19 protein-coding genes and 1 tRNA gene are annotated in these 17,323 nt (G+C 51.6%); 2 read left to right on the top strand and 18 right to left on the bottom strand.

Translation table 11 applies throughout. The features are described from left to right. Positions 1 to 2: 2 nt before the first annotated feature. The 16 genes from truB to TX77_RS03980 all read right to left on the bottom strand — a co-directional run bounded on the left by truB (position 3) and on the right by TX77_RS03980 (position 12,338). Positions 3 to 884, bottom strand: a complete 882-nt coding sequence (gene truB / locus TX77_RS04055) for a tRNA pseudouridine(55) synthase TruB (protein ID WP_044503554.1) — start codon at positions 882 to 884, stop codon at positions 3 to 5. Continuing rightward, positions 881 to 1,825 (bottom strand): DHH family phosphoesterase, encoded by a 945-nt coding sequence (locus tag TX77_RS04050; RefSeq protein WP_044503553.1) that lies wholly within the window; start codon positions 1,823 to 1,825, stop codon positions 881 to 883. Before TX77_RS04050 ends, truB begins: the two co-directional genes overlap by 4 nt. Before the next feature lie 4 nt (positions 1,826 to 1,829). After that, a complete protein-coding gene (gene rbfA / locus TX77_RS04045; RefSeq protein ID WP_044503552.1) occupies positions 1,830 to 2,177 on the bottom strand; it encodes a 30S ribosome-binding factor RbfA in 348 nt (115 codons plus the stop codon). Positions 2,178 to 2,192: 15 nt separating this feature from the next. Next, complete coding sequence (gene infB, locus TX77_RS04040; RefSeq protein WP_044503551.1) at positions 2,193 to 4,685, bottom strand: translation initiation factor IF-2; 2,493 nt, start codon at positions 4,683 to 4,685, stop codon at positions 2,193 to 2,195. Between the two features lie 14 nt (positions 4,686 to 4,699). After that, positions 4,700 to 5,005, bottom strand: a complete 306-nt coding sequence (locus tag TX77_RS04035; protein ID WP_044503550.1) for a L7Ae/L30e/S12e/Gadd45 family ribosomal protein — start codon at positions 5,003 to 5,005, stop codon at positions 4,700 to 4,702. Next, entirely contained in the window at positions 5,002 to 5,262 is a 261-nt protein-coding gene (gene rnpM / locus TX77_RS04030) for an RNase P modulator RnpM (protein WP_044503549.1), read from the bottom strand. The genes TX77_RS04035 and rnpM overlap by 4 nt, the downstream gene beginning before the upstream one ends. A gap of 3 nt (positions 5,263 to 5,265) precedes the next feature. Then, positions 5,266 to 6,411, bottom strand: coding sequence for a transcription termination factor NusA (gene nusA / locus TX77_RS04025; RefSeq protein WP_044503548.1), 1,146 nt, complete (start codon positions 6,409 to 6,411; stop codon positions 5,266 to 5,268). A 14-nt stretch (positions 6,412 to 6,425) separates the two neighbouring features. Next, on the bottom strand, positions 6,426 to 6,887 hold the full coding sequence (locus tag TX77_RS04020; protein WP_044503547.1) for a ribosome maturation factor RimP: 462 nt from the start codon (positions 6,885 to 6,887) through the stop codon (positions 6,426 to 6,428). A gap of 113 nt (positions 6,888 to 7,000) precedes the next feature. Continuing rightward, positions 7,001 to 7,696, bottom strand: coding sequence for a hypothetical protein (locus TX77_RS04015; protein WP_230198028.1), 696 nt, complete (start codon positions 7,694 to 7,696; stop codon positions 7,001 to 7,003). Positions 7,697 to 7,705: 9 nt separating this feature from the next. Continuing rightward, positions 7,706 to 7,790 (bottom strand) — tRNA-Leu (locus TX77_RS04010). A gap of 5 nt (positions 7,791 to 7,795) precedes the next feature. Then, positions 7,796 to 8,371: a lytic transglycosylase domain-containing protein gene (locus tag TX77_RS04005; protein WP_044503545.1), complete on the bottom strand. Its 576-nt coding sequence runs from the start codon at positions 8,369 to 8,371 to the stop codon at positions 7,796 to 7,798. Positions 8,372 to 8,380: 9 nt separating this feature from the next. Continuing rightward, complete coding sequence (gene coaE / locus TX77_RS04000; RefSeq protein ID WP_044503544.1) at positions 8,381 to 8,989, bottom strand: dephospho-CoA kinase; 609 nt, start codon at positions 8,987 to 8,989, stop codon at positions 8,381 to 8,383. A gap of 149 nt (positions 8,990 to 9,138) precedes the next feature. Next, positions 9,139 to 9,312 (bottom strand): hypothetical protein, encoded by a 174-nt coding sequence (locus tag TX77_RS03995; protein WP_154651855.1) that lies wholly within the window; start codon positions 9,310 to 9,312, stop codon positions 9,139 to 9,141. An 8-nt stretch (positions 9,313 to 9,320) separates the two neighbouring features. Beyond that, on the bottom strand, positions 9,321 to 10,007 hold the full coding sequence (locus TX77_RS03990; protein ID WP_044503542.1) for a hypothetical protein: 687 nt from the start codon (positions 10,005 to 10,007) through the stop codon (positions 9,321 to 9,323). Positions 10,008 to 10,132: 125 nt separating this feature from the next. Then, positions 10,133 to 11,311, bottom strand: a complete 1,179-nt coding sequence (locus tag TX77_RS03985; RefSeq protein ID WP_044503541.1) for an iron-containing alcohol dehydrogenase — start codon at positions 11,309 to 11,311, stop codon at positions 10,133 to 10,135. 181 nt (positions 11,312 to 11,492) lie between these two features. After that, the gene (locus tag TX77_RS03980; protein ID WP_044503540.1) at positions 11,493 to 12,338 is read right to left on the bottom strand and encodes an SDR family oxidoreductase; all 846 of its coding nucleotides are present in this window, start codon (positions 12,336 to 12,338) and stop codon (positions 11,493 to 11,495) included. Between the two features lie 194 nt (positions 12,339 to 12,532). On the opposite strand from TX77_RS03980, the gene TX77_RS03975 reads away from it, so the two are divergent. Then, positions 12,533 to 13,432 (top strand): LysR family transcriptional regulator, encoded by a 900-nt coding sequence (locus tag TX77_RS03975; protein ID WP_044503539.1) that lies wholly within the window; start codon positions 12,533 to 12,535, stop codon positions 13,430 to 13,432. A 94-nt stretch (positions 13,433 to 13,526) separates the two neighbouring features. Then, positions 13,527 to 15,203 (top strand): glycosyltransferase family 39 protein, encoded by a 1,677-nt coding sequence (locus TX77_RS03970; RefSeq protein WP_044503538.1) that lies wholly within the window; start codon positions 13,527 to 13,529, stop codon positions 15,201 to 15,203. 130 nt (positions 15,204 to 15,333) lie between these two features. On the opposite strand, the gene TX77_RS03965 is transcribed toward TX77_RS03970, so the two are convergent. Both TX77_RS03965 and mutM read right to left on the bottom strand, forming a co-directional pair. Continuing rightward, positions 15,334 to 16,167: an alpha/beta hydrolase gene (locus TX77_RS03965; protein WP_081651694.1), complete on the bottom strand. Its 834-nt coding sequence runs from the start codon at positions 16,165 to 16,167 to the stop codon at positions 15,334 to 15,336. Positions 16,168 to 16,492: 325 nt separating this feature from the next. Then, positions 16,493 to 17,317, bottom strand: coding sequence for a bifunctional DNA-formamidopyrimidine glycosylase/DNA-(apurinic or apyrimidinic site) lyase (mutM, locus tag TX77_RS03960; RefSeq protein ID WP_044503537.1), 825 nt, complete (start codon positions 17,315 to 17,317; stop codon positions 16,493 to 16,495). Positions 17,318 to 17,323: the final 6 nt, after the last annotated feature.

The raw sequence follows: 17,323 nt of genomic DNA, 5'->3' as shown, positions 1-17,323 counted from the left end.
CCTCACAATCCGTCTGCAAACATCTTATGGGGACGCAGGATATGGTGCTGTTCATCGTAGCGGACGATGCCCATCAATCGCCCGTCAGGGCCATAGACACGCAGCACGTCTCCATCGGTGAGGTTCGGCCCGGCAAAGGGCACAGGCCGCCCCTGAAGGAGAAAATCACACTGCTTGGTCGAGCAGTTAGCCCGCCTTATATCGTGAATGGCCATGTCGGCCGGAAGGACATAAGACGCAGGATCTTGTTCCAACATTTCTAAGGTCGCTGCTTCTTCAATGGTAAACAGACCGGCCCGGGTTCGGACAAGATAGGTCATGCAGGCGCAGGTCCCAAGGGCCGTCCCCAAATCGCGGATGAGGGATCGGACATAGGTTCCCTTAGAGCAAGTCACGGCAAAGGTACCGCGCCGGCCGTCAAAGGACAGGAGTTCCAGACTGTGGATTGTCACCTGCCGCACAGGCAAGGTGAAATCCCGGTCCTGGCGGGCCAATTTATAGGCCTTGACGCCGTTGACGTTAATGGCCGAATACTTCGACGGCGCTTGTTCGATATCGCCGCAGAAAGAGGCCAGGACGCGGCGGACATCTGCTTCGGAAAGATCCGGAACCGGCAGCCGTTCGACGACCGTCCCCGTACTGTCTTCGGTATCGGTTTCCAGACCCAGGACGAATTCGGCATGGTAGGACTTGACGTCGCTGTCGCCGTATTCGATGAGGCGCGTCGCCTGCCCGGCATAGACCGGCAGGACACCGGCTGCCAAGGGGTCGAGGGTACCGGCGTGGCCCATCTTCTTCATGCCGTAAATGCGCCGCAGGCAGCCGATGACGTCGTGGCTCGACATTCCCGTCGGCTTCAGTACATTAATGATTCCATGTATCATAAGCGCTTTTCAATTTCCTTTACGATGATCGCCTTAGCTTCATCTAAAGGCTTTTCGATGGTACAGCCGGCAGCCCGAATGTGCCCGCCGCCGCCGAAAGAAGCGGCCACAGCATTGACGTCGATGCCTTTCGAGCGCAGGCTGACCCGCGTTTCTTCAGGGCCGATGTATTTTACCGTAAAGGCCACTTCAGCGCCCTTGATGCGGCGGGCATAGTCGATATAAATGCCCGTGTGCTCGCCGATGATGGAAAGGAGTTCCGGCGTGTAGGACAGGCAGGAAATGCGGCCGTCGGCAAAGAGTTCCAGCTGATCGAGAACCTTCGACAAGGCCCGGAGCTTGTTGAGCGACCGAGCGTCGAGATGGTCTGAAATGACGTCGGGCTGAGCACCGTTGTCGACGAGGACGGCTGCCATGCGCAGGGTATGGCCCGTCGTGTTGTTAAACTTGAAGAAGCCGCAGTCTGTGGCGATAGCCGTATAGAGGGCATCGGCTATGGCCGGAGACCACGTGATATGCCACTGGTCAAAGAGGTAGGTCAAGATTTCTCCCGTCGCCGCATAGTCGGGCTTAAAATATTCCCACTGGGCAAAATGCTCATTCGAGACGTGATGATCGAGGTTCAAAACCTTGCCGCAGACGAGGTCGGCTGTCTTACCGATCCGTCCTAACCCTGTCGCATCGAGGACGACCGTCAGCCACGAGGCATCGGTTTTGACCTGGTCGGGCCGGCAAATAGCCGACAAGCCGTCGAGGAAGTTATAGCGGTCGTCAATGTCATCGTCGATGACCATGACGGCATCCTTCCCTTCTGCTTTCAACCAATGCCACAAAGCCAAGACGCTCCCTAAGGCATCGCCGTCAGGACTGACATGGGCCGTCACCAAAATGTGGTCATAGTGGTGAAGGAGGGTATAGATTTCCTGGGCGGAACAATTCATGTCATCAGTCCTTCTTTTCAATGTCGTGCAGAATCTTATCGATTTTCATCCCATAGTCAAGGGACGTATCTTCTTTAAATACAATGGACGGCGAATAGCGGATGCCGAGGCGTTTTCCGACTTCCGTCCGAATATAGCCGGTGGCGCGTTTCAAGGCCTCTAAGGTCTTTTTTTTCGCTTCGTCGTCGCCAAAGAGGCTGACGTAAATCGTCGCGTCGCGCAAGTCGCCGGTGATGCGGGCATCGGTAACGGTGACGAAACCGATGCGCGGATCTTTTAATTCATTCAGGAGCATCTTCGATACTTCCTGTTTAATAAATTCCTGGATTTTTCGTACTCGTAATTCTCCCATCGAATGTCCCCTCCTTTATTCGGGTTCGACTTCGACCATTTCGTAGGCTTCGATTTCGTCGCCTTCCTTGATGTCGCGGTACTTTTCAAGGGTAACGCCGCATTCGTAGCCCGAAGCGACTTCCTTGACGTCATCTTTAAAGCGGCGCAGGCCGTCGATTTCGCCTTCGTGAACGACGATGCCGTTACGGATCAGGCGGATCTTAGACGTGCTGGTGATCTTCCCTTCCTTGACATAGGAGCCGCCGACGATGACCTTCGGCGTCGTAATGACTTTACGGACTTCGGCACGGCCGATAATCTTTTCTTCGTATTTCTTTTCGAGCATGCCCTTGATAGCCGCTTCGACGTCGTTGATGGCGTCGTAAATGACGCGGTACATCCGCATGTCGACCTTTTCGTGTTCGGCCATTTTACGGGCAGCCGCATCGGGACGGACGTTAAAGCCGATGATAAGGGCGTTCGAAGCCGAAGCCAGCATGATATCCGATTCGTTGATGGCGCCGACGCCGGAGTGGACGATGGCAATGCGGACTTCGTCGCTCTTGATGCCCATTAAGGACTGGCTGAGCGCTTCGACGGAACCTTGGACGTCGCCTTTGATGATAAGCGGCAGTTCCTTCAATTCCCCTTGCTGGATCTGGTTGAACAAGTCGTCAAGGGTAACCTTGGCATTGACGTGGAGTTCGGACGAACGTTTCTTTTCCATTCGTTTTTCAGCAACGGAACGAGCCGTCTTTTCGTCGGTCACGTTCAAGATGTCACCGGCTTCCGGGACGTCATTGAGGCCGAGGATTTCGACAGGCAGGGACGGTTCAGCTTTCTTGACCCGTTCGCCCCGTTCGTTGTTCATGGCACGAACTTTCCCGAAGGCCGTGCCGACGATGATCGTATCGCCGACGCGAAGGGTCCCTTTCTGGATGAGGACAGACGCCACAGGACCGCGGCCCTTATCGAGTTTGGCTTCGATGACGACGCCTTGGGCCGGACGGTTCGGGTTCGCTTTAAGATCCTGTACTTCTGCCAAGACGAGGATGTTTTCGAGGAGTTCGTCGAGACCGATTTTCTTATGGGCCGAAACGGGAACCATGATAGTATCGCCGCCCCAGTCTTCACTGATGAGGCCGTATTCGGTCAGCTGCTGCATGACGTGTTCCGGGTTGGCACTTTCTTTATCGATTTTATTGATGGCGACGATGACCGGTACGCCTGCCGATTTGGCATGGTTGATGGATTCAATCGTCTGAGGCATGACGCCGTCGTCTGCAGCGACGACGAGGACGGCAATATCTGTAACCTGAGCGCCGCGGGCACGCATGGCCGTAAAGGCTTCGTGGCCCGGCGTATCCATGAAGGTGATCTTCTTGCCTTCGTAACGGACCTGGTAAGCCCCGATGTGCTGGGTAATGCCGCCGGCTTCGTGGCTGGTGACATTGGTCTGACGGATGGCGTCGAGAAGGCTCGTTTTACCGTGGTCAACGTGACCCATGATGGTGACGACAGGCGGACGGGTTTTCAGGGTTTCCGGGGCATCGATGATTTCTTCGATTTCCGTCGGATCTTCCGGCGGAGCTTCCATAGTAACGGTGACGCCGAATTCATCGGCAATCAAAGAGGCCGTATCAAAGTCGAGTTCCTGGTTGATCGTCGCCATGATACCTCCCATGAGGAGTTTCTTCATGACTTCACCGACATCGCGGCCCAACCGTTCTGCGAAATCTTTAACGATGATCGTTTCCGGCAGTTCAACCGACGTCGGATAGTTCTTCTTCGGCATTTCAGCCGCGACAGGAGCCTGATTTTTCTGATTCCGCTTGTTTTTATGCTTGCCCTTGTTTAATACGTTGGACAAGAGCGTATGCGGACGGCTGCCGCCGTTATTGCGGTTGTTGCGGTTCTGCTGGCCGCCGCGGCGATTGTTGTTCTTATTGTTGCCGCCGCTGCGGTTAGCGCCTTCGTTTCCGCCCTGCTGGGAGTTGCCGAAGTAGCGGGTACGTTTCGTATCGCCGCCCTGACGGTTCTGCTGGCCGCCTTTATTGCCGCTCTGATGCTGGCGGGAAGCACCCTGCTTTTGACCGGCCTGGGTATTTTTAGCGTTATGGCCCTGTTGACCTTGCTGCCCCTGTTGGCGTTTGGCATTCTGGTTCTGGGTATTCTGCGTTCCCTGATTGTTCTGGCTGTTCTGTCTGCGCGGGTTGCTCTGTTTTCTGTTTTTATTCTGTCGGCTCGTTTCGTTCACTGTTCGGCTATTTCCTTCCCCTGTCGTTTTATGTTCCTGTTTCTTTTCCGTTTTTCTTTCCGGTCTGCTTTCCGGCTTCCTTTCCGGTTTGCGGTCTGCCTTGGCATCTCCCTTGGGACCTTTTTTAAAGGCTGCGTCGAGGATGCCCTTCATCTTATCATCGATGCTGGTAAAATTACCGGCTTTAATCTGATGATCTTCTAACGTTTTTCTAACGATTGTCGTAGAAACGCCGTATTCTTTCGCGACTTCGTATAATCGTTTCGTCATCTAGTTACCCCCTTCTATATATCACGCTTCGCTTTCTCTATGGCTGCCGCAAATCCTTTATCGTCGACCAGAACGATGACGTTCTGGGCTTTGCCGACAGCGCTTCCTAATTCATCTTTTGTATATGTATCAATGACGGCGATCCCTTTTCTTTCGGCCAGGCGGCGGTATTTGGTGACGTTGTCATTGCCGCCGTCGGCTGCGAGAAACAGTAAAGGTACGCTCTTTTTTTTCAATGTTTTCTGTGCGGCTCCATCACCGCAGACGGTCTTACCGGCCCGGCAGGCAAGGCCTAAGAGATTGAGGATTTTGTCGCTCACAACAGGTCCTTTCTCAATGCTTCATAAATATCATTCGATACCTTGGTCTTTAACGACCGCTCCAGGCGATGCTCTTTATACGCTTTTTCGAGGCATTCGCTGTCCGGGCAAAGATAGACGCCGCGGCCGGACTTCTTGCCGGTCTTGTCGATTTCGACCGTACCTTCCGGCGTGCGGACGACGCGGATCATCTCTTTCTTGCTCTTGAGTTCCTGACAGCCGGCACAGACGCGCATCGGAGTTTTTCGGGTCTTCATCGTTTATTCTCCTTCCGTCGGTACGGTCGTATCGTCATCTGAAGGCAGGGCCATTTCGCTGAGGACGTCCAAGTCGTCGGCTTCTGCCGCTTCCGGAGCCTCTTCGTCGAAAGATTCAGCTGCCTGGCTTTCGCTCTTGATGTCGATTTTCCAGTTAGTCAATTTCGCTGCCAAACGGGCATTCTGGCCGGCTTTGCCGATAGCCAGGGACAATTGATAGTCGGGAACGACGACGCCCGAAGATTTTTCAGCTTCGTCGACGGTAACCGAAATGACCTGAGCCGGGCTGAGGGCATTGGCAATATAGACGGCCGGATCTTCATCCCATTTGACGATGTCGATCTTTTCGTTCTGCAGTTCCGAAACGATGTTTTGGACGCGAACGCCTTTAGGACCGACACAGGCGCCGACGGAATCGACGTTTTCATCACGGGAATAGACGGCGACTTTAGAACGGCGGCCCGGTTCGCGGGCTACGGATTTCAGTTCGACGACGCCTTCGTAAATTTCCGGTACTTCCAATTCAAAGAGGCGCTTGAGCAGGCCCGGATGGGTCCGGGATACGAGGATCTGAGCGCCTTTCGTCGTCTTGCGAACTTCGACGACGTAGCATTTGATGCGTTGGCCTACGGTGTAGGTTTCCGTCGGAATCTGTTCCGACGCCGGCAGGATGGCTTCGGCTTTCCCGAGATCGACATAGACGCTCTTATTTTCGATACGCTGGATGATTCCCGTAATGATGTCATCCATGCGGTCGGAAAATTCATCATAGACGATATTGCGTTCGGCTTCACGCAGGCGCTGAATCATGACTTGTTTGGCAGCCTGGGCGGCGATGCGGCCGAAGTTGGCCGGTGTGACATCGACGTTGACGATGTCGCCGACTTCATAGCCGGGATCGATGAGCCGTGCCTTATCGAGAGAAATTTCGATGTTTTCATCTTCGACGTCATCGACGACGGTCTTGGCAGCCCGGATCTGGTAATCCCCTGTCGTGCGGTCCAAGGTAACTTCTGCCGTCGGATTGGCATCGGGCTCCTTTTTGTAAGCCGTAATCAAGACGGCTTCCAGAGAGTCGCAGATGACATCCGAAGATACGCCTTTCTCTTTGGATAAGTAAGCAATAGCATTGAGCAATTCTTTATTCACGGTAATAACCTCCACTAAAAATCAATATGCAAACGGACTTGCGATATTTCTTTCCTGTCTATCTCGTGTTCCTCCCCATCGATCAGAACGACGAGCTTATCGTCTGCCGTCTTTTTGACCAGTTCAGCCGTCACATCCTTGACGCCGTTCCAAGCTTTGAAAAAATGAATATCAACCAATCGGCCGGCATAGCGGATAAAGTCTTTATCCTTCCGCAAGATGCGGTCCAGTCCGGGCGACGATACTTCGAGGAGATAATTTTCGCGAATCGGATCCTTTTCATCGAGGACCCGGCTCAGTTTTTCACTGACAGCCTGGCAGTCTTCCAGGTCGACGCCGCCTTCTTTATCGATAAACACGCGCAAGTACCAGTCCCGCTCACGCACGTATTCGACATCGACTAACTCGATATCAGATCCCGCAATAATCGTTTCTACTTCTTTAGCAATCAAATCTTCAATGTGTTCACGTCTCATCGTATTCACCAGCCTGTCCTCAAAAAATTTCTGTTAGGTAAAAGTTAAGAGTGGGCTCTCACCCACTCTTCGCATCGAAACATCTAAATTACTTTTAGTATACCACTGTCTGGTCATTCTGACAACGACTTGTCCCGGTCGGCACCGATATCATCGAGGACCGGAAGTAACCGCTTGCGCAAGGCTGCTTCCAATTCCCGCAACGTCGACGTATCGAAGTCGTGGACCAGATTGGGGAAGTTCTGCACCCGCCGTTCGGCAAAGAAATCGTCGCGCAGGACGTTGTACATCAAGGACAGCCCGCTTCGCGATGCCTTATCGTAATAGGATAAGATCATATAAGAGCCGTTGATGATGCGAACGGCCTCGTCCGGCTTGATAAGCCGCCGAAACCCGTCGTACGATTCAGGCAGAAAGTCATCCCAGGAAAGGTCGGGCAGTCCCTTGTTTTTCAGAATGACACCGAAGTTTTTCCTGCGTTCCACATAGGAATCATGAATGATCCGGGCCAGCCGCTCTTCCACCATTTTACGAAAGGCGTCGAAGGACCCGGTGATAAATTCGATAAAGGCAAATTCCAACATGCCGATATCGACCCGAACGGCGTATTCTTCCGATTCGGGATTGAAGATAGCCCGCACAGTCCAGCCGTTCTCCTTATTTTCATAAGTGAACAGGCGATATTCGACGGGGTTGCCGTCTTTTTCAACCATGCGATATTCTTCCAATAACTGAAAATCTCCCACCGTAAGTGGGAGAACAGTCATGATATTCCATTGTTTGAGTGTTTCAATCAATGTGTTATCCATAGTAATGAATGGTGCGGTTGGCGGGAGTTGAACCCGCACGATCGAAGATCACTGCCGCCTGAAGACAGCGCGTCTGCCATTCCGCCACAACCGCATAACTTAAAAATCATAAAGCTGCTTGTAGTGCTTTTCGTTCAACAAAACTATTCTAACATATTCCCGCGTTTCTGAAAAGGGTATTTTTTCAATTTCTTGAAAATCTTTTGTCCAGCCATATTCCCGGACCCAAGAATCGACGTGTCCCCGACCGGCATTATACGCAGCCAGAGCCAGTATTTGATTCCCATCATACTCTTTCAAAAGATAAGCGAGATACCATGTTCCCAGCCTTATGTTGGTACGGACGTCACTGAGTTTATCCGGCGTGTAGTCAGTCATTCCCATCTCATCGGCAATCCATTGGGCCGTATCGGGCATGACCTGCATCAGGCCATGGGCGCCGGGTTGAGACGAAGCCCGTTCGTCGAATTTGCTCTCAACTAAGATGACGGAGGCCACCAGGGCCGGATCGATCTTGGTTTCATAAGCATACTGCCGAACGAGATAATCGTACTGAAGGGGGTAGACGAACTTGCGCATGACATCGTCTTTCCATGAATAGAAATACGATGCCGAAAAGAAAAGCAACAGTGCTGCTATGATGATTGTCCCTTTGGTACTTCCCTTTTTTCTCACGTCTTTTCCCTACATTTCAATGCGGTCCATCAAGTCCTGCCAAGCGGCTTTCACTTGTGTCCGCGTCGCTTCAGGCGACCCGTTATTATCGATGACAACCTGTGCCAAAGACCGTTTCTCGTCGATGGGAAGTTGGGCGTGAATCCGCGCCAACGCCTCTTCTTCCGAATACCCGTTGCGCTTCATCAGCCGCAAAAGCTGAGTCTTCGGATTGACGTATACGAGCCATGTTTCGTCAACGTACGAATTGTATTTTATCTCATAAAGTAAAGGCATGTCAAGAAAGATGACCGGATTTTTTTTATCTTCTTCGATTTTTCGGATTTCCCGTTCGATGCCGTCATGGATGAGGGGAAACAGCAGGCCTTCGAGTTTTGCCTTTTTCTCCTTATCTTGAAAGACCAAACTGCCGATATAGGCCCGGTCCATAGAACCGTCCTCACAAAGAGCCTTAGGCCCAAAAGCAGCGGCAACGGCGGCAAGGCCCTTCGTCCCCGGCAGGACAACGTCATGAGCGATGACGTCGCAATCGACGATGCCGGCACCATACTCTCTGAGCATGGTCACAACGGTACTCTTCCCCGACGCAATGCCGCCGGTCAATCCGATATGAAGCATAAAAATCTCTCCCTCTCCGTGCAATATATTTCTATTATACTGGCAGAATGACTTCCTGTCCAACGCTGCCTTGTTTCCCCAATAAAAGGACCCATATCGTAATCACACTTTTATTGATTGCTGTGTTTTTCATCACTTTTGTTCATTCTTTATGGGTACTCCTCAACAATCATAGCATAGAAAAAATCATATATCATTTTATATGACATTTCTTTCCCTGCATCATTAGCCAATCTCATAGCTTGCTCTGTCCCAAACCTATATCCGATAATTTCAGAATAAAATAAGAATTCTATAACATCCTTATATTTTTTACTTCCCATCCTATCATTCAAAAAAATTCCAAAACAAGTGTCCACAATTTTAGAATGAATTTTTTTCTTGTCAAAATCTCGGCATTAACAACTCTCGTTAAATCATTTACCAGAATATCTTTATAAAATATAACGTTTAAATTATCTCCTATGTATTTTATTCTATTATTACGCTCTTTACATTGAGCATATGTCTTGTCATAATCGTCCATCATTTCATTCATTATATCAGTAAATTTCGAATCACTTTTATATTCTTCTTTTATAGAATTTAACGCCTCTAGAGCCCCCTGTTGCAATGCATATATGAGTTCCGTTTCTAAAAAAATCTCTCCATATTCGATAGGCTTGAAAGCTTTCCATCCCAAGTAGCATTCTAAAAAACCATTCACTTTACATTTCACTTTCATAGAAAACATGTCATTAAAATAAAAAGATTGTGTCGTATCTATAATGTCCTTATTGACATGCATAACCTGCTGGGCAATTCCATGGGCATGGGCATTAGTCAGCACACTGTGAAACTCATATAGGTTCTGCACATAATTAACAAAGCCAGCCAATTGTACCACCGTATTATATAAATCACTTTTGAATTTCTTCTCAGCCTGCCCTCTATTAAAGCGATACATAAAAACGGCTGTTCCAGCTGAACAACCTGCTGCTATTACAGATAAAATAGCCATAAACGTGTTCAAATCCATCTTAAATATACCCTCATAAATCTAGTTTATATTAAAAGCTAAAAGCATAGCCGCAAAATACAGCTATGCTTTCATTAGTTCTAATTTGTCGAAACAATATTCTCTCTAGACCTTATAAATGAATCTTAGAGGCACATTTCGTAGATCTTCACGATGTCGTCAGGCGTGAGGTCGATGAAGCCGTGGAGGGTTCCGCCGAGCTGTTTGCAGGCGTTTTCGGCCATATCCCGGAAGTGTTTGTCGTCAATGCCGAGATCGGACAGGCGGCTGTCGAGGCCTAAGGTCTTAAAGAAGAAATCCGACAAGGCTTCGATAGCCTTTTCAGCCCCTTCTCGATCGGACAGGCTGTCGTCGAGGCCAAAGACGTTGGTTCCCAGACGCTTAATCTGCCAAGCATTGTCATCGTTCATGACATATTTGAGCCAACGCGGGATGAGGATGGCCAGGCCGTGACCATGGGTAATGTCGTAGACGGCGGACAGTTCGTGTTCCATGCGGTGGCACGACGTCATCTGAGAAACGCCGCCGGCCAAAAAGCCGTTGAGGGCCCACGTCGACGCCCACATGAGGTTGGCTCGGGCTTCGTAGTTATCCGGTTCCTTAAGGGCAATGGGAGCAAATTTCACGACGGTTTTCAGCACTTCGTCCTGGACGCGGTAGATCATGTCCATCCGAGGCTGTCTTGAAAAGTACACCATATCAAAGATATGGGCCATGATATCGACGCTTCCGGAAGCCGTCTGGTAAGCCGGCACGCTGAAGGTGTTGGTCGGGTCGAGGAAGGATACGGCAGGCTGGACAGCCGGCGAAAAGTACGGCAGCTTATCCTTCGTATCGACGTTACTGATGACGGCGCCGGCATTCATTTCAGACCCCGTAGCAGCGATGGTCAGGACCGTCATGAGGGGCAGGGCCTTCGGACTTACGACCTTCTTCATGACCAAATCCCAGCAGTCGTCTGTATCGGCGGCTACCGTGGCTGCCATGACTTTCGAAGCGTCGATGGTCGAACCGCCGCCGACAGCCAGGATGACATCGATGCCTTCTTCCCGGCAAATCTTGACGCCCTTATTGACCGTCGTATGGCGCGGATTCGGTTCGACACCGCCCAGTTCGGAAAGGGTCATGCCGGCTTTGGTCAAAACATCGATGACCTTATCGTAAAGGCCGATGCGTTTAATGGATCCGCTGCCATAGACGAGGAGGACTTTTTTGCCAAAAGCCGCCGCTTCTTCACCGAGGTGGGTTAATTGATCTTTCCCAAAGTAAATTTTTGTTTTATTTTGAAATACGAAATCGTTCATCGTAAAACTCCCTTCTTAAAGAATGATTCTATATATATGTAATTCGCCGCCCCCGGCAGAATCCCTTTTTCAAAATCTTAATACATCCCTTTCCTATACGACAATGCAAAACAGGCCGCAAAAAAAGCACGACTGTCTGTCAAGCAGCCGTGCTTTGATATCAGGCTTTATCGAAAAAATATCAGTGTGTCTCTTTCAAATACTGCAAATCACCGAACCAGTACGAAGCCGTCGTACCGCCGTCGATGAGGATGTCGCTGCCGGAGATGAAACGGCCTTTGTGGCTCATGAGAAATTCCGCCAAGTCACCGATTTCATCGGGCGTACCGGCGCGGCCGGCCGGGCTGAGGGACAGCATCTTGCGGTAGCCGTCTTTACGCGGACCGTTCAGTTCGTCCTTAGCCAGGGGCGTAATGACGATACCCGGGCTGATGGAATTGACCGTCGCGCCTCGTTTCCCCCAGTTCGTGGCTTCGGCCATGACCCGCAGGACGTTGCAGCGCTTTGAATACTGATAGGCCTTCAACGTATCTGTGATAGTTTTGAGAAAGGGCAGGTCCAACAGTCCTTCCGTCGGCGTCAGGGCCAGTTGATCCGTTTCTTCCTGAGACAAGGCTCCCAATCGATGGCCGGACTGGGACGAAATGATGATACCCGAACCGCCGGCTTCGATGACCTTGCCAAATTCTTCCAACAGGACCGCCGTGCCGTAGAGGTCTACTTTCAAGATCGTTTCGATCGATGCCTGAGACGGCGATACGCCGGCGGCATTGATGAGAAACTTAATGGCGCCGAACTGCTTGGCATGATCGATGAGGGCCAAAATGGACGAGCGCGACGAAATGTCAACGGCCAGAGTGCTCGTTTTAAAGCCTGTATTTTCTAAAACTGCAGCCGCCCGGTCAGCCTGTCCCTGATTCACATCGGCCAAGACGATGTGACGGCCGCTTCCGACGCGGCGGGCAATGGCCTGGCCGATCTGGCCGGAACCGACTAAGACGACGACTTCCTTTTCATTTGCATTCATCGAGAGATTCCTCCTATATATACAATACATGATAAATCATGGATAGTGGCAGGATGCTGGTTCCTGTCGACATTGGTATTGTACCGAATTCGTCCATTTAACACAATTCGAAATCAAAAGGCGTTCCATTAGTTTTACTTATGTCAAAACTACGGTATAATAGCAGTAACGTTTCAAAAGAAAGGAGTGAGTCCATGCTGTTTCGCCAAATGAAATACTTCATGGCCGTCGTCGACGCCAAGAGCTTTACCGAAGCCTCCTATGCCTTGGAAATTTCCCAATCTGCCGTATCGCAGCAGATCAAGGCCCTCGAAGAGGACTTAGGCGTTCCTTTATTGATTCGCCATCATCGGCATTTTTCCCTGACGCCGGCCGGTGACTATTTCTACCGCCACGGAAAGGAACTGCTTCAAGAAATCGAAGCGTTCAAGGCGGAAACCCGCAGGCAAGGCGAAGATAAAGAGCTGCACCTATCTATCGGCTATCTGAACAACTACGTCGGCAGCGAGCTCTATGAAACGATTGCCGCATTTTCTGCTGATTACCCGGAAGTGACCATCCATATCTTCAATGGAACTCACGAATCCCTGTACTGGGAACTGCGTACGCGAAAAGCCGACTTGGTTCTCAGCGACCAGCGCCGGGCCTTTTCCGACTTATACGAAAATGACATTCTCATAAAGGGTACGGTCTATGCCGAGATATCTCGTCAGAATCCCCGGAGTCAACAGGAATTCCTTACCTTGGAAGACGTGAAGCGCTTCCCCTGCATCCTGGTCACGGCGGAAAATCAGGAAGCGTCAGAAGCTGCCTATTATACCGAGACCCTGGGCTTTGCCGATAATTTTCTCTTTGCCCGTACCATCGAAGAAGCACGGCTCCTCGTGGCCGGCAACCGCGGCTATCTGCCTTTGGAAAGTTTTTCACCGACGCCGCCGTCGGGCACGGCCTCGCGCTGTCTGCCCCTCTATCGAGGCGGCAGTCCCATGATGCGCCATTACTGTCTCTTTTGGCATAAGGACAACAGTACCTACTACGTCGAGGAATTTGCCCGCCTGCTCCACCAGCGGATTAAGGAGTACCAAAAAGGGTAACCCCGCCAAAATATACGTAACGTTGTCGTTCTATTTATGAATTGTTTAAGCTGTCTCTGTACCATAAAGTATCATTACCATTAGGAGGGATCTTATGCTTTCTGCCTTACGGCACCACCGGCGCCTGGTATTCGTTTTTTTCCTGCTGGCCGCCGCTTTTCTCTACTTCGCCCACATCGACTCGTACCATCTCATCGAGCTCGACGAGGGCCGCTACCATCGTATTCCCATGGAAATGGTCCTGTCCGGCGACTATCTGACACCCCATTTCAATTACATGCCCTACTTTGAAAAACCGATCTTCCAGTATTGGGTGACGGCCCTGGCTATGAAACTCTTCGGCTTTAAGGAATTTACAGGCCGCGTCCTGCCGGCCTTGACCGGTTTTGGAAACGTCATCTTAGCCTACGTCCTGGGCCGAACCATGTACAACGGACGAACGGGCCTCATGGCCGCCATCATCCTGGCTACGTCGGCACTCCAGCTCATCGTCGCCTCCATCGGAGTCCTCGACATGGCCCTGACCTTTTTCGTCGACGCCTGCCTGGTCACCTTTTATCTCTTTGAAAGGACGGAAGAGAAGAAATATCTCCTCCTCTTCTATGCTTCCATGGGGCTTGGCATGCTGACCAAGGGGCTCATTGCCATCGCCTTTCCCGTGGGCATCCTCTTTTGGTATGCCCTGTGCACGCGGCGGCCGCGGCTCTTTTTAAAACTTTTCTACGTGCCCGGAATCCTGCTCTTCCTGGCGATTTCCGTCCCTTGGTACTACCTCGTATCGAAAGCCAACCCGGATTTCTTCTATTTCTTCTTCATCCGCGAACACTTCCTTCGCTTTGCCACCAAGATGCACGAACGCTTCCATCCTTGGTACTACTTCGTCCCGGTCCTCATTGCCGGTCTCATGCCCTGGACGGGCTTTCTGGCGACCTTTTTCAGTAAAAAAGGCATCTTCCGCGCGCCGGGCACGCTGCGTCACAAACAGGATCTCATCCTCCTGTCCTTGTGGGCCGGCCTGATCTACGTCTTTTACAGCATTTCCGATTCCAAACTGCCGACGTATATCCTGCCCTGCTGGCTGCCCTTATCGGTCCTCTTGGCAGCTTCCCTGGAACGGTGCCGCCGCGAAAACTCCTGGCTCGGCCACAGTTTCCTCATCAACTCCCTGCTCTGCCTCCTCTTTACGGCAGCCGGCGTCGTCTACCTCATGCACACCGATTTTCTGACGATTGCCGACTTCTTCAGTCACGGCGGCCTGCTCATCGCCTCCCTCCTCATCGGGACGGCAGCCGCAGCCTGGTCGTGGCACAAGCGGCGAAGCTTCCTTTCGGTGTTCGTCATCCTCACCATCATGGCCTATGGCTTCGGCCTCGGTGCCCATCAGATTCAAGGCCAGATCCACGACCACCAGACGGCCTATACGGTCAGTCAGGATATTAAAAAGCTGAACGTACCGGACAGTACGCCCATCATCATGTACGGCTACTTCATCCCGGGCCTGGTCTATTACCTCGACCGTCCCATTGCCACGGGCAACTTCATGGGCGAATTGAACTTCGGCATCCATCACACGGAGCGGACGGGCATGTACTATGGCAGCAACGAATTGTATGCCCTCTGGAACAGCGATAAGCCGGCCGTCATCGTCGTCGAAAAGAAATACTTGGAAGAAGCCCTGCGCGTCGTCGGAACACCTCCGGCTCGGCGCATTACCGACGAAGACTACACGGTTCTCTTAAACGGCCCTGCCGCTCAGGACGCGGCTCGATAAAGAGCTGTATCGCAGCATCGATACTTGAAATAATCCGCTAAACAACAAGATACACAAAAACCAGCACCATGACGACAACCATCGCCATGGTGCTGGTTTTCTTATCGGTGAAAATCCCGAGGCAAGGATTCTATGTCAGTTGTTCTTTGAAAAAATCGGCGACCGCCCGGGCAGCCCCGTCTGTATCGTGACTGAAGACATGGTCTTCGCCGTCGATGAGATGAAGTTGGCCGTTAAAGTAGATGCGCTGATAACGCTGGCTGTACGTATAAGGCGCAATGACGTCACCTGTACCGTGAATCATGTAGGCCGGGCCCTGATACTGGGACGCCGTTTCATAAATGGGAAGGGTCTGAGCCGTTTTGACGTAGTTGGCTCCGACTTGATAATCCCGTACCTTGATGGTTTCCGGCGGATTGAGGGGATCGTAGTGAATCCCAAAAAGCTGGCCGCGAATGGCATCCTCCCGAAGGACGGCGGCCGGCGCCATGAGGGCCAGGGCTTTCACCTTCTGTGTCCCCAGTTCGCCGGCCGTCATACTGGCAACGACGCCGCCTTGAGAGTGACCGGCCAGGGCGATTCCCGTCACGCCGGGAAGCTTACCGGCATAGTCATAGACGGCTTTGGCGTCTTCGATTTCGTTGAGGACGGTCATATCTTGGAATCGTCCTTCGCTCTTCCCATGACCGTTAAAATCGAAGCGGATGGACGCAATGCCGTCTTTTTCTAAGTCATCGGCGAGTTTCGTCAGAAGGGGCCGCTCCTTATTCCCCATGAAGCCGTGCATGATGATGACTAAAGGATATTCGCTCTTTCCGTCAGGCCGCTGAAGGACAGCCGACAGTTTTCCGTGATTGCCGTCAATGGTGACGTCTTGGGACTGAGCGGCACCGACACCGGTCCCCATAGAGAAGAGGCCCAAGGTCAGTAAAGAAAGGCCCAACAGTCGTTTAAAATGACGCATAACAAAACCTCCTAACGATAGGATACTACCATCTGATATTGTATTATCATTGTACCGCCTCTCCACAATCATGTCAATAATTACATATTAAAGATAATGAAATTCCAATACTGAAAAACGACCCTCCAACGAAGTACGCCACACACCCTCAATGCCGTATGCCGATGGAATCCGTCGACAGGCCTCAATCCCGCAACGCCCCAACGGGCCAAGCGAATCGAGAAAGGATACGTGCAAGAAAGACACTCCGTCACGAAAAAAGAGAGCCGTCTAAAAAGACAACTCCCTTTTGTATGTGAATGACATCTAGCGTTAAGCCGGCTCCTCACTTCTGGCATGTCGGGCAGTAATGGGTGCCGCGGCCGTTTAGTTTTACGTATTCAATAGTCGTGCCGCAGACCGTACACGGCGTCCCTTCGCGGCCGTAGACGCGGAGGTTTTCCTGGTTCTGCCCTTCTTTGCCATTGCCGCTGATGAAATTCCGTATCGTCGTACCGCCGTGTGCGAGGCCTTCTTGGAGAACAGCCGTGATAGCCTCATGGAGTTTCACCGCTTCTTTTTTCGTAACCTTACAGCCTCGGCGCAGGGGACGGATTCCGGCGCGGAACAGGGCTTCGTCGACGTAAATATTGCCGATGCCGGCCACCTTGGTCTGGTCGAGAAGGACCGTCTTTACCGGCCGGCGCGTTTCCTTTAAGAAACGATACAAGCCCTCTGCTGTAAAAGCCGGACTGATGGCATCGGGACCGAGGTTGTCATAGCCTTTGATCCCCGTCGGTCCTTCTGTCGGTACGAGCCATAAACAGCCCAAGGTTCGGATATCGCGATACAGGAGTCGGCCTTCCGTCAGAGAAAAGACGACGTGAACGGCCCGTCCGGCATACTCTCCAGGCATAGCTTCATAGAGGAGGCTGCCCGTCATCCGAAGGTGCACCAAGACCGACCAAGGGCCGCTGCAGCGGAGAAAAAGGTATTTTCCACGGCGGCTGACGCCTTCGATTTCCGTTCCGGTCAGGGCCGAAACGAAATTTTCTGCCGTCGTATTGCGGATGAGCCGCGGCAGGGATACGTCGACGGCCGTGATGCCCTTATGCTGTACCTTGTTTTCGATAAAGGAACGTATCGTTTCTACTTCCGGCAATTCCGGCATAAACTC

The sequence above is a fragment of the Megasphaera massiliensis genome, from assembly GCF_000455225.1.
Lineage (GTDB): Bacteria > Bacillota > Negativicutes > Veillonellales > Megasphaeraceae > Megasphaera > Megasphaera massiliensis.
The sequence above is the reverse complement of the archived record's forward strand: the minus strand, read 5'-3'. Positions and strand labels throughout refer to the sequence as shown.